At 50.7% G+C, this 13,194-nt stretch carries 13 protein-coding genes; 1 reads left to right on the forward strand and 12 read right to left on the reverse strand.

What is annotated here, in order from left to right; genetic code table 11:
• Positions 1-186: 186 nt before the first annotated feature.
• Complete coding sequence (locus tag Q0V82_RS15075) at positions 187-2,196, reverse strand: UvrD-helicase domain-containing protein (RefSeq protein WP_297577030.1); 2,010 nt, start codon at positions 2,194-2,196, stop codon at positions 187-189.
• A gap of 133 nt (positions 2,197-2,329) precedes the next feature.
• Between Q0V82_RS15075 and Q0V82_RS15080 the strand changes: the two genes are divergently transcribed.
• Positions 2,330-3,235: a flagellar brake protein gene (locus Q0V82_RS15080; protein ID WP_297577031.1), complete on the forward strand. Its 906-nt coding sequence runs from the start codon at positions 2,330-2,332 to the stop codon at positions 3,233-3,235.
• 141 nt (positions 3,236-3,376) lie between these two features.
• On the opposite strand, the gene nth is transcribed toward Q0V82_RS15080, so the two are convergent.
• The 11 genes from nth to Q0V82_RS15135 form a co-directional block, all read right to left on the reverse strand.
• On the reverse strand, positions 3,377-4,027 hold the full coding sequence (gene nth, locus Q0V82_RS15085) for an endonuclease III (protein WP_297577032.1): 651 nt from the start codon (positions 4,025-4,027) through the stop codon (positions 3,377-3,379).
• Positions 4,024-4,728 carry an electron transport complex subunit E gene (locus tag Q0V82_RS15090; RefSeq protein WP_297577033.1) on the reverse strand — a complete coding sequence of 235 codons (705 nt, stop codon included), beginning with the start codon at positions 4,726-4,728 and terminating at the stop codon, positions 4,024-4,026. The genes nth and Q0V82_RS15090 overlap by 4 nt, the downstream gene beginning before the upstream one ends.
• A gap of 2 nt (positions 4,729-4,730) precedes the next feature.
• Complete coding sequence (rsxG, locus tag Q0V82_RS15095) at positions 4,731-5,357, reverse strand: electron transport complex subunit RsxG (RefSeq protein ID WP_221021390.1); 627 nt, start codon at positions 5,355-5,357, stop codon at positions 4,731-4,733.
• Positions 5,358-5,471: 114 nt separating this feature from the next.
• Complete coding sequence (locus tag Q0V82_RS15100; RefSeq protein ID WP_297577036.1) at positions 5,472-6,530, reverse strand: RnfABCDGE type electron transport complex subunit D; 1,059 nt, start codon at positions 6,528-6,530, stop codon at positions 5,472-5,474.
• Positions 6,531-6,548: 18 nt separating this feature from the next.
• Positions 6,549-6,944, reverse strand: coding sequence for a hypothetical protein (locus Q0V82_RS15105; RefSeq protein WP_297577038.1), 396 nt, complete (start codon positions 6,942-6,944; stop codon positions 6,549-6,551).
• Entirely contained in the window at positions 6,941-8,944 is a 2,004-nt protein-coding gene (gene rsxC, locus Q0V82_RS15110) for an electron transport complex subunit RsxC (protein WP_297577039.1), read from the reverse strand. The genes Q0V82_RS15105 and rsxC overlap by 4 nt, the downstream gene beginning before the upstream one ends.
• A 139-nt stretch (positions 8,945-9,083) precedes the next feature.
• Complete coding sequence (rsxB, locus tag Q0V82_RS15115) at positions 9,084-9,644, reverse strand: electron transport complex subunit RsxB (RefSeq protein ID WP_297577041.1); 561 nt, start codon at positions 9,642-9,644, stop codon at positions 9,084-9,086.
• An 81-nt stretch (positions 9,645-9,725) separates the two neighbouring features.
• On the reverse strand, positions 9,726-10,307 hold the full coding sequence (gene rsxA, locus Q0V82_RS15120) for an electron transport complex subunit RsxA (RefSeq protein ID WP_182075695.1): 582 nt from the start codon (positions 10,305-10,307) through the stop codon (positions 9,726-9,728).
• Positions 10,308-10,592: 285 nt separating this feature from the next.
• Positions 10,593-11,195, reverse strand: a complete 603-nt coding sequence (locus Q0V82_RS15125; protein WP_297577043.1) for a DUF1294 domain-containing protein — start codon at positions 11,193-11,195, stop codon at positions 10,593-10,595.
• 116 nt (positions 11,196-11,311) lie between these two features.
• Positions 11,312-11,695, reverse strand: a complete 384-nt coding sequence (locus Q0V82_RS15130; protein ID WP_297577045.1) for a hypothetical protein — start codon at positions 11,693-11,695, stop codon at positions 11,312-11,314.
• Positions 11,696-11,905: 210 nt separating this feature from the next.
• On the reverse strand, positions 11,906-12,925 hold the full coding sequence (locus tag Q0V82_RS15135) for a quinone-dependent dihydroorotate dehydrogenase (RefSeq protein WP_297577047.1): 1,020 nt from the start codon (positions 12,923-12,925) through the stop codon (positions 11,906-11,908).
• Positions 12,926-13,194 lie beyond the last annotated feature (269 nt).

A 13,194-nucleotide genomic window follows, 5' to 3' on the forward strand; every position in this document is an offset into this window, starting at 1 on the left:
CAGCAGCAGAGAGGCCGAAATATACGGCAGCCCTGCGATCACGTCAACACCTTGTTGCAAACAAAACGCTAGTAAAACGCTAAGTTGTTGAATTTAAAAAGATCTAATTTCAACATTAATTCTGATGCATTGTAAAACACAGAGGAGCTGGAAGCATTGATTGCGAAGACAAATCGCGTTCGATGCTTATTTCGCCGTTTTTGCGCCTAAATTCGCTAACATTTTAGCCGCTAGGCTGGAGTGTTCTTTCTTAATATCAGGTGATGGCTCGTATTTGGCGGCTAAACGCCCGCTAAACATCACATCTGCTGCTGGCAACTCATCTAAGAATCGGCTCGGCCTAGTAATTTGCCATTCACCAGCGCGTTTACGCTTTCCGCAATAGGTAATCGTTAAACTGCGCTGCGCTCGGGTGATACCGACATACATTAACCGCCGCTCTTCTTCGACCATGCCCGATTCAATTGAATTTTGATGCGGCAAGATATCTTCTTCACAGCCAATTAAAAACACATGCGGATATTCCAGACCTTTACTCGCATGTAGGGTTGATAAACGTACCGCGTCGATTTCATCTTCTGAGCGGCCTTCGAGCATGATGCGCAGGTCAAAGTTCTGCGTGATTTCATCCAGATTACTACCGGCGCTATCGACTTTCTTTTTAATCATCTCGCCCAAGCTCAGGATATTGTTCCATTTACTTTCGGCAGGCTTTGGGTCTTCTGATTCGTATAGCCAAGTTTCAAAATCAATCGCCCCGACAATTTCATGAAACAGCTGATCGGCCGGTTCAGATTTAACTTTGTCTTGCATCCGCTGAATAAATCGGCAGAAGGTATAAAGCATTTCGCGCTGTGCGGGCTGAATCTGATGCGCAAAACCTTCTTCAAATACCGCAGCAAACAAAGAAACTTGTCGCTCTTTGGCATAACTACCCAGTTTTTCCAACGTCACATTGCCGATACCCCGTTTGGGCGTCGTGACTGCGCGGATAAAAGCCGGCTCATCGTCATCGTTAGCAATCAAATGCAAATACGCCAACACGTCTTTGATTTCAGCGTTGTCAAAAAAGCTTTGCCCGCCCGACATCACATACGGAATATTCTCGGCGCGCATTTGCGCCTCAATAATCCGCGACTGAAAATTACCGCGATACAGCACCGCATAATCGGCAAACCTGGTACCGTTGAGGGCCATATGCATTTTCAAACGCTCGGCGACCAAGCGAGCCTCATCGTCCTCTCCCTTGGTTTCGACCACTTGCACCAAATCGCCGATACCAAGATCAGACCACAATTGTTTCTCGAATAATTTTGGATTATTCGAAATCACCGCATTGGCGCAGCGCAAAATCCGCGCCACCGAGCGATAGTTTTGTTCCAGCTTAATCACGTGCAATTGAGGGAAATCGATGCGCAGCAAATTCAGGTTTTCGACATTCGCACCACGCCAAGCATAAATACTCTGATCGTCATCCCCTACCGCAGTAAATTTCCCCGTTAACTGGGTCAACTGTTTGACCAGTTGGTACTGCGTGGTATTGGTGTCTTGATATTCGTCGATCAATAAATAGCGCAAACGATGCTGCCATTTTTGCAAGACTTCAGGATTCGCCTCAAATAAATCCACCGGCAGGCGAATCAAATCGTCAAAATCAATCGCTTGATAAGCAAAAAGCGTGTCTTGATAAGCGCGATACAACTTAGCCAGCTGCATTTCGCCCTCTGATGCGGCAATGGCCAAAGCGTGATCTGGAGAAATTCGATCACTTTTTAAGTTTGAAATTTGACTGACCGTCGAGCGAATTAATGATTTATCGGTGGTGATCAATTGATCGGCGATAATTTTGGCCGAATCGGCCGAGTCCAAAATCGAAAACTTCGGTTTATAACCCAAGTGCGCGGCCTCTTCGCGCAAGATCTTCATGCCTAAGCTATGAAACGTCGAAACCGTTAAACCTTTCAAGCGATTCGCCGGCAATAAGCTGGCCACCCGCTCCTGCATTTCTCGCGCGGCTTTATTGGTAAAGGTAATCGCGGCGATATGGCGCGCATCCATTTGCGCTTCTTCGATTAAGAAAGCGATTTTTTGCGTGATCACTCGCGTTTTACCCGAGCCCGCGCCAGCCAACACCAAACAAGGGCCAGACAAATATTGCACAGCAGCGCGCTGAGGCGAATTAAGCAAATGCAGCATGGAAAACTCGGTTTAAACAGAAATAAGATGGTATCACGTCGCGACAATGCAACGCCGCCAGCCGGATGCTTGGCGTAAAGGCAAAGTTAGATTACAAGCGTATCTTATATATGGATTATCTTTGGTGAACTGCATGGCCCAATCTGACCTCGTCCCCCTTCGCCCACAAGAACTGGTTGTTGGCGAACCGACACCTTACGCCATCTTTGATGCCGACAATCAATTACTGCTGAGCGCCGGGCAAATCATTCACACTGAAAAACAACTGGAAACGCTCAATAAACTAGGCATGTTTCGTAATCCGGCATGGCGTGGCGTTCGCGTTGCAGGCGCGGTCGGCGGAGCAAAAGTGCGCAGCAACACGCCGCCCACTGAGCGAGCCATCGCCAAACCCGCCCCCAGCAAACGTCATTTAGCGCAATTTAAATTGCCTCCCGGCAGTGCACTGCATATTCAGCTGAGCGTTGATCCGCTCAATCATAGTGAATCGGTCAAACTCATCGGCTGGGTGGATAAAATGGGCGTATTAATTAGCGCACTCAATGCACATGGGGCGGTCTTACCCTATCGGGAAGGACAATCGATTAAAGCCAAAACCATTGCCGGTAAAGATGTGATTTCATTTGATGCGGTGATTGAGAAAGTTTGCTTTTCGCCCTTTCCCTACTTGCACTTAAGCTGGCCTGATACATTACAAATCCGCCAATTGCGCAATAGCCTGCGGGTGAGCACTCATTTGATTGCCAGCATTAGCGGCGATGGCATTCATAGCACGCCCGCCAAAATCACCAATCTATCGGCCAGTGGTGCCATGCTCGAAGGCAATAATCTACAGTTAGAGATCGACCAAGAAATCAGCATGGCGCTACGCCTGCATGCTGCCGGCATCGACCATACGATGAGCATCCGTGCCATCGTTAAAAATCAAAAATCAGTCATGCCCAATAATGAAATTCAATATGGATTAGAGTTTATCCCGCTAGCGACCGCTGAACGCCTAGTGCTTGAGCACTATATCTTTAGCACGATTCTGGAGTGAACAACCATGCCACGGCAATTCATCGCCGAGCAAGATTGACCGTACTCAAGAAAGAACTCGCCGCTGGTTTTTTGAAGCAAACACCATCAATAGGTATATTGATGCAGACAATACTCAACATCAGCTACATCGATATACCCATCAAAAGCCTTTCGGGGGCGTCATGATTTTACTGCGGTAATCGCAGATATCATTTTCAATGCAGCGCCAGCATTCCGGTTTGCGCGCTTTGCAAATATAACGGCCATGCAAAATCAACCAGTGATGCGCATTGAGTAAAAATTCTGGCGGCGTCACCTTGAGTAATTTGTCTTCCACCGCCCGCACGTCTTTGCCCTTGGCCAAACCAGTGCGATTGCCAATTCGGAAGATATGCGTATCCACCGCAATCGTCGGAATACCAAACGCCGTGTTCATCACTACGTTGGCCGTTTTGCGGCCAACACCGGGCAGCGCTTCTAAACTTTCCCGATCTCGCGGCACTTCGCCGCCGTGTAATTCGATCAACATGCGGCAGGTTTCGAGCAGATGCTTGGCCTTGCTGTGATACAGACCTATGGTATTGATGTAGGACTCAAGTCCATCAAGGCCTAGCGCCAAAATCCCCTCGGGGGTATTAGCCACAGCAAATAACACCTTGGTCGCTTTATTCACGCCAACATCAGTCGCCTGCGCCGATAGCAACACCGCCGTGAGTAATTCAAACGGCGTGCTGTAATTCAGCTCAGTTTTGGGATTGGGCTCTAATTCGGCCAAACGCGCATAAAAGGCATAGCGAGTTTGCTTATTCATGCCGCAACAGCCTGCAATGCCAATTTAGCCGCCAACTTGGCCTTGGTTTCTGCGCGCCGATCGAGCGCTTGTTTACCGGCAATCAAAAAACCCAAGCCAATAAACGCACCGGGCGGCAAGATGGCCAGCAAAAATTGATAATTGTATTCAGCAGGAATCACATGAATCACCCATGATTTAGCGCCTGCGCCAAACACCAGATCAATACCCGACAGCAAGGTGCCTTTGCCAACTAACTCGCGCATCGCGCCCAAAATCGCCAGCACCAGCGTGAGCCCTAAACCCATCATCACGCCGTCGAGCGCCGATTGCGCCACGCCGTTTTTAGATGCATACGCTTCAGCCCGCGCTAATACGATGCAGTTAGTGGTAATCAAAGGAATAAAAATCCCCAGCACCACGTACAAATCATGCACATAGGCATTCATCAGTAAATCGACCATCGTCACCAAGGCGGCGATGATTAAAATAAAAATCGGCGCCCGCAATTCATTAGGTACCAAGCTGCGAATGCAGGCAATCGCCGCACTTGAAATCAACATCACCAAGCTCGTCGCCAAACCCAGCGACACACCATTCACAATATTGCTTGAAATCACCAGCACCGGACACAGGCCCAAAAACTGCCCTAAGGCGGCATTTTGCTGCCAAATGCTGTTTTGAATAATCGTTTTGCTTTCGTCTTGTGTTAACAAGGCCATGCTTAGGCTCCAAACAAAGTGGCGTGCTCGGCCGCCACGTAACTCAAGGTGTTTTTCACCGCTTTCACCACCGCACGCGGGCTAATGGTTGCCCCCGCTGCAGCATCAAAAGCGCCACCATCTTTTTTAACCCGCCATAAATCGGCCGTTGGCGACGACAGCGATTTACCATCAAAACCCAAAATCCAGTTTGATTTGGCGACATCAATATAATCGCCCAAGCCCGGCGTTTCTTTGTGCGCCACAACGCGAACGCCCAAAATCTGCCCAGCGCGGCTCACGCCGACCAATAATTTAATCTTGCCCGAATAGCCATCTGGCGCAATCGTTTCCACCACCACCGCCGTGGTTTGGCCATCTTTAATCGCACGATAAATCTGCGCACCAGCTGGATTATTCAACTGCTGTTGTGCCGCCGCAGTTTGCGGTAGCGCGTCCAGCAGCAACTCGTTGTCATAACTGCCCGCAGGCAATACTTGCGCGATCAACGCCGCGCGGGCATCGCGCTCGTTTTTGGCGACACTGTCCTTGGTCAAGGCATAGGTTCCGGCCATCAGGGCGGTGAAAACCAGGGCAAAAACCAATAAAGTCAAAGCACCGCGAACGCCATTTTGAACCATGGTTTTCATGCTTTCATCCCCACAGATTGCCCTAAAAACGCATCACAGCGGCATACAGACACAGAGAAACCCACGAACACTTTGCTTTCCCTCTGCGTCGCTGTGGCTCGATAGTAAAGGGTTTTAATGTCCATGCTTCACTCCCCGCTGAGGCTTACGGCCGAAAACCGCTGGCTGCGTGTATTGGTCAAGAAACGGCGCGGCAATATTCATAATCAACACCGCAAACGCCACCCCGTCGGGATAGCCGCCAAAAGTGCGAATCAGCCAAGTGAGCAAACCAATTAACGCCGCGTAAATCAAACGCCCCCGCAAAGTCGTTGGCGCAGTCACCGGATCGGTAACGATAAAAAATGCGCCCAACACCGCCGCGCCACTGAGTAAGTGAAACGCGGGGCTAGTGTATTGCGCGGGATTAATCAGGTGAAACAATCCCGACATGCCCAATAACACCGTCAAAAACGCCACCGGCAATGGCCACGCAATAATGCGCTGCTGCAGCAAATACAAGCCGCCCAGCAAATAGGCCACGGCGATTAACGCCACTGAACTCGGTAGAAAACTCAAGCAATCGGCTGACTGAAAAATCGCGCCACTAAAAATATCGCTCATGCTGTGCTGCTGTAGCAAAGCGGTTTTAACGCTATCGAGTGGCGTAGCCGATGCAAGGGTATCGAACGACAGCCCTTGTGGCAGATGCCCGCTCAAGATATACCCAATCTGCTGCCAAGACGTTAAATCCACACTCGGCAAAGACAGCGGTGCATTCCAGCGGCTCATTTGCGCCGGAAACGACACCATCATCACCGCAAAACCCACCATCGCCGGATTAAACGGATTTTGCCCCAAACCGCCATATAAATGCTTGGCCAAACCAATCGCAATCACGGTGGCCAACACCACCATCCACCAGCTAGACAGCGGCGGTAAAGACAGCGCCAACAACCATGCAGTAACAATTGCCGATCCATCGGTGATAAAAGGCTTGATGGGATAATTGCGTAATTTTAAGCACGCCGCTTCGGTGGCCAACGCGGTCACGGTAGCGAGCAAGATTTGCAGCAAGATACCGGCGCCAAACACCCAAGCATAGGCTGCGATACCGGGCAGCAAAGCCACAGCGACTTTGAGCATCACCACTTGCAGCGGCGTTGGTTTGATCAAATGCGGAGAAGTTCTCATACCCATTCCAGTGAATACTTAATAAGGAAGATCATCAACCGCCACCCCAATGAAATCGGGGGCGGGATCTTGCACAAACTGCACGGCATCAATGTATTCAGCGCCCTGAATATAGGCTTTGAGTACGCGATGCATGCCATCCATAATGCGACCGTCTTGCGACAAAATAATCGGATAAGCTAAGTTGCTTGCCGTAATCAATTTGACGTGCTCGGCAATCACTCGCCCCGTTGGCTGTTCGCCGCCGACGTCAAACCAGTAGTTCTGATCTAACTCAGCGATCTGACTTAAGGGCACACGTACCAAGGGCAACTGCCCACTTTGCGCAATCAGATGATGCACATCCCATGCTTTCAAGCCTTCGGGCGACGGCCGTAAATGATATTGCTTGCGCATCGACGCTAAATCGCTCATTGCGCATCCTTATCCGACTGCGCAGCCTTCGCGGCTTTTTTGGCTGCTGCGGCAGCCATTGCGGCGCGAATCTTGGCGGCTTTTTCTTCATCCATCGCGGGTTTTTCGACCACTGCCTCGACGGGGTTTTCAACACCAGCGATGACCGGCTCGACGACAGGAGCGGTTTCACCCGCAACCTTCGCGGCTTTTTTGGCCGCTGCTGCGGCCATCGCCGCACGAATCTTGGCTGCTTTTTCTTCGTCGATGGCCGGTTTAGCTACCGTATCTTGCGGCAAGCCAGCACCAGCAACATCTGTAGGGTTATGCGCTGCGGGGGTATTTGCAGCAGCTTTTTTCGCCGCTGCTGCTGCCATTGCAGCTTTAATTTTCGCCGCTTTATCGGCGTCGATTGCTGGCGCAGCCGCGCTGCTTGCAGGCGTTTCACCTTTGGCGGCCGCCGCACGCGCCATTGCCGCGCGAATTTTCGCGGCTTTATCGTCGCCATCAGCAATAGGCGCCACGCTGGCCTCCGTTGCGGCAACTTCACCCACCGGTGGTTTTGGCGCGGCTCTGGCCGAAACAGATTGACCCGCAGCTCGCGCCGCTAAGCGCGCGGCTTTTTCTTCTTTTTCACGCTCTTCACGGAACTGCTTAAATTCGTGGCGTTCGCGCGCGGTATCGGCCGATTTTTTCGCGCGTTCGGCATCCCAGATTTCGGATTTGGCAAAGCGATAATAATCCACCAGCTGAATACTCGATGGGCACACATAAGCGCAAGCGCCGCATTCGATGCAATCAAATAGATTGCGCTCTTGCGCCTTGCCAAAGTTTTTACTGCGCGCAAACCAATACAAATCCATTGGCTGCAATTCTTGCGGACACGCTACCGCGCATTCGCCACAACGAATACACGGCATTTCGCGTGGTTTTTCGGGAAAGTTCGCCGCATCCATCGCAATAATGCAATTACCCGCCTTGGTTAAACCGACTTGCGTTGATGGCAAAGTAAAGCCCATCATCGGCCCGCCATAAATGCAATCACTGGGTGATTTCAGTCCGGCAAACTTTAATAAGTCGTCAATCGGCGTACCAATCAAAGCCTCCACATTGCACGGTTTTTCGACATTGCCGGTGAGCGTCACCACCCGTGAAATTACCGGCTCAGCGTGTTCTAAGGCTGCGTAAATACTGTAAATCGTCGCCACATTAAAGCATTGCACGCCCAAATCGGTGGAACGAACGCCGCTAGGCACTTCGATATTGGTCAGCAGTTTAATCAGCTGTTTTGCGCCACCCGATGGGTAGAGTGTAGGTACCACCACGACTTGAGCGCTAAATCCGCAGCCCATTAGCGCCGTACGCAAGGCTTCAATCGCCTCGGGTTTATTGTCTTCAATACCGATGAGCACTTGTTTGGCATTGAGTAATTGCCGAACAATCGCAATGCCGGCAACGATCTCAATGGCGCGCTCGCGCATTAATCGATCATCGCAAGTGATATACGGCTCACATTCAGCGCCATTAATGATCAAGGTATCGAGCGGCTCGCGGCTGATTAATTTCAGATGCGACGGAAACACCGCGCCGCCCTGCCCAACCACGCCCATGTTTTGCACGTATTCGCGAATCGCTTTGGCGTCACCCCGTTGCATCGCGGCGCGCCAATCAAATTTTTCGCGCGCAATCCATTCATCGAGCCCGTCGCTGGCCAATGTCAGGCAGCTTTGCGTCAAACCCGATGGATGCGCCACCGCTTGCGCGTCGAGCGCAATGACTTGCCCCGACGTTGGCGCGTGCACCGCGGCTGAAATATTGCCATTGGCTGCGGCAAGCATTTGCCCTTTGAGGACGCGCTCCCCCACGCTCACCAAGGGCTGCGCGATATTGCCAATGCTTTGCTGCAAAGGAATCGATAACCGTGCCGGAATCGGCATCGCGACAATCGGCGAGCGATTGGATAAATCTTTCATCTCGGGCGGATGAACGCCACCATGAAATGGGAAAATTTGAGCGTTCATATCAAGCAGCCCTTTTTAAAACCGACCACAGAGACACAAAGGCACAGAGGCGCGCCTAGCAAGCAAAGCAATGATTTTTGTGCATTGCTCTGTGTCTCTGTGCCTCTGTGGTAAAAGCTTTTTTTATTCTCGTTGCGCATCAATGCACCTGCTTGAGTTGAATCACGGGATAACGCCATTTCCACGTATTGACGTTTTCACCGACAACAACCATATCGATGCAATCGACCGGGCACGGCGCAATACACAGCTCGCAACCGGTACATTCTGATTCAATCACCGTATGCAGCTGCTTGGCGGCGCCAACAATCGCGTCAACTGGGCAGGCTTGAATGCACAGCGTACAGCCGATACACACGTCTTCACGAATCACCGCCACCGCACGTGGCTTTTCGGCCGCGCCGCCGCCATCATCAAAAGGAATAAATTCTTTACCCAGCAACTCAGCCAGTTTATGAATGCCATCCGTTCCGCCCGGTGGGCATTGGTTAATCGGCGCTTCATCATTGGCAATCGCCGTCGCATACGGTTTACAACCCGGATAGCCGCACTGGCCGCACTGGGTTTGTGGCAACACTGCATCGATTTTATCCACCAAGGGATCTTCATCGACCTTAAATTTAATCGCCGCCCAACCCAAAACGGCGCCAAGCAACACGGCCAACCCGGCCATTAAAGCCAGTGCGAATAGAAAACTCATTCAAATACCTTACAAACAAGGGAGTGAGGAGTTGGGAGTGGGCTGGGTCTACTACCCCCACTCCCTACTCCCTACTCACAATTATTTAACCAATCCGGCAAAACCCATAAACGCCAAACTCATCAAGCCAGCGGTAATAAACGCCGCTGGCGTGCCTTTAAAGGCTTGCGGAATATCTGCGCCTTCGAGCCGTTCGCGCATCGCGGCGAACAAAATCAAAATCAAGGAAAACCCCAGCGCCGAGCCAAAGCCAAACACCAAGGATTCCAAAAACGTATGCTTGGCAGTTGAATTAATCAGCGGCACGCCGAGCACCGCGCAATTGGTGGTAATCAGCGGTAAATAAATCCCCAAGGCCTGATACAACACTGGGCTGGCTTTATGGATAAACATCTCGGTAAATTGCACAATCGCCGCAATCACCACAATAAACGCCAGCGTGCGCAAGTATTCCAGATGCCAGACAATCAACACTTGGTCGATCATCCACGATGTACCCGACGCCAAGGTCAACACGAATGCGGTCGCCAGACCCATACCAATCGAGGCTTCGAGTTTTTTTGATACGCCCATAAACGGGCAAAGCCCCAAAATCCGCACCAGCACCACGTTGTTCACCAACACCGCACCGACGAGTAATAAAAGGTAATGATTCAAATCCATGATGTTCTCAGCCCTTGAGGGATTGTACTGGGGTATTGACCTAGAAGCTTTAACCAGCAATAGCTACAACTCGATACATCCATTTAATTTTTAATTCTCTTTCAAGCGGCAACGCCGCATGAGCTCGCCCCAGCACAACCGACAGCGCCATATTGATCACAACAAAGCACAACGTGATCGTGATCAAGATAATCGTAGGGCGGGTTAGCCTGCGTAACCCGCCAATTTAATTCAGTTGTAAAGCATTGCGATCAGCGCGGGTTGATAAAACCAAGCCCTAGGTGACTAGGCCGACGTCGCCGCAGCATATACAACAGGCAAGAACCATAGGCCAACAAGATTGCCGATCACAGTCAGCAAATAGGTCCAACGAAACGATCCCTTTTGAGTTTTATGGCGAAAAACACGTTGCGCAATCCATGCACCAGGCCAACCACCAAGTAATGCCCAGCCATGTAAAGTATCTTCAGGGGTACGCCTTTCTTGATTTTGAGCTTGTGTTTTATCTCGTCCGTAAGCGAAAAAAGCACAAATACTGAGCAATAAAACAACCGGAAAAATCAATTGACCCAATCCACTGCGCCAAATTAAGGCTGGCCATAAAATCAGTAAAAGCAAAGTCAAACTATCAATCAAATCCCATCCCGACGACGTCACCTTCTTCTTGATTGGACGAGCGAGTTGACCAACAACAGCTGCCAGAGCCAATAGCCGCCCCTGCCCATCTCTCCCGGCCTCAAACGTCACGAGATCGCCAATTTGAGGGCGGCCTTTTGTCGTTCGTTTAATCGCTTTGATATGCAAAAAATAACGCTCGCCATTTTCTGTAGAAACAAAACCAAACCCTTTATCATCGTTCCACTGAATGAGCTTTCCATTTTTTATCATCTGGCTTCTCTTAATCCGACACAGTTAATCCGACACAGCGAGCTAGTTAGGATGGGTAGCGCAAAGCGAAACCCACCTCAATCGATGGGTATCGCCAACAATCGGCTCAACCCATCCTACTTGGTCTTAAACGGTACACCGCTGGGGGCAGCCTGCTCATCTGCCGCTTCACACCCAAACAACACTTCGCCGCCTTGCTCATGCACCCAGTGCTGGCCGATTTGGCGTTGGTCAGTGGCGAATTTGGTTTTTTTGCGTTTGATTAGCCGCTTGACCATCAATTGCACTGCTTTGGGGGCGCTAGCGATGGTGCTCAGAACCGCCGTTTCATGCTGATTGCCGCCTTCTTGCGCGTCTTTTACCACGGCATTCCATACGGTGAGCACCGTGCGCATAACGCCGGCGAACTGCGCTTTTGAGCAGCCATTAGGTAAACCGACTAACACCGGCTGGGCAAAAGTCAAAATAACTTGGGTAATTTGTTCGTCTTGAGCGTTCAACAGAAATCCTTTTTCAACTAAATGGGCTAACCCGCAACCGCGTTTTTGCTAGCTTATTGAGCGGGTTTTGCTTACTGCGTTTACGTCTAGTCATCAACGACCTACGTTGGCGCTCAACCCCGAGTGTGGCACGAATGGGATTGAGCTTAACGTATCTTTCTCGATGATTTCATGACCTAGATCGTTGAAATATCACGATGCGCGCTGGCTTTACGCACGGGCAATGGCTTGGGCGCAATCGGTAATCAATTGCGGGCCTTCATAAATCAAGCCGCTATAAATCTGCACCACGGCCGCACCCGCACGGATTTTTTCCGCAGCATCCTCGCCGGACACAATGCCGCCAACACCAATAATCGGCAAAGCGCCATCGAGCACGCGCGACAACTCGCGAATCACCGAAGTAGATTTGGCCCGCACCGGCTCACCCGATAGGCCGCCAGCCTCTTGGCCATGCCGCAGATGTTCAACGCCAGTCCGCGACAAGGTGGTATTGGTGGCAATCACGCCGTCGATTTGATTGGCGATGAGTAACTCACCCATTTCTTGGATTTGATTGCCATCCAAATCCGGCGCGATTTTGACGGCGATGGGCACATAGCGACCATATTGATCGGCCAAACGCGCTTGTTCGGTTTTTAATGCCTGCAATAGCGCGCCAAATTCACTGGCTTGCTGCAATTGCCGCAGGTTTTTGGTATTTGGGCTAGAGATATTCACCGTCACATAGCTGGCGTGGTTATACACCTTACGCAAGCCGATAAGATAATCATCAACGGCATTTTCTATCGGGGTATCGGCGTTCTTGCCAATATTGATGCCGAGTACGCCCTTATACTGGCTAGCCTCAACATTTTTGATCAGCTGATCAACGCCGCCATTATTAAACCCCATGCGGTTAATAATCGCCCGCGCTTCTGGCAAACGAAATAAACGTGGCTTGGGATTACCAGCTTGCGGGCGCGGCGTTACCGTACCGATTTCTAAAAAGCCAAACCCTAGTTCCGCCAAGGTATCAATGTAATCGCCATTTTTATCCAAACCCGCAGCCAAGCCAACGGGATTGGGGAACTCAATGCCCATCACCGTGACTGGATTATTTTGCACTGTTGGCGTTAGCGTGCGCAAAAAGCCCGTGCTGTGCAGCAAGCCCAAGCCTTTAAATGCCGCGTGATGCGCACGCTCCGCATCCATCATAAACAGCAGCGGTTTAGCCAGTTGATATGCCATTACAGAACCTTATTAAAATCTTTTAGAGGTAAATGGCGGGTTTAAACCCGGCCAAAATGAACACTTCAAAGTAGCGAGCACCCGTCAGCAAGCTGCGTTAGGAGCGCAAAAACCATGAATGCACTCAAGTACATGAGGCTTCATTAGCAATTGAGCACAGCACAAACCTTGATCACGGGATGCGCAGCCCTTTGTGAATTAGCCGTTACGATTCACGCAAGCGTCATACGTATTTTGCATCAGCGTCGCCACCGTCATCAAACCGACGC

Source organism: uncultured Deefgea sp. (genome assembly GCF_947072475.1).
In the GTDB taxonomy this organism is placed as follows: Bacteria; Pseudomonadota; Gammaproteobacteria; order Burkholderiales; family Chitinibacteraceae; genus Deefgea.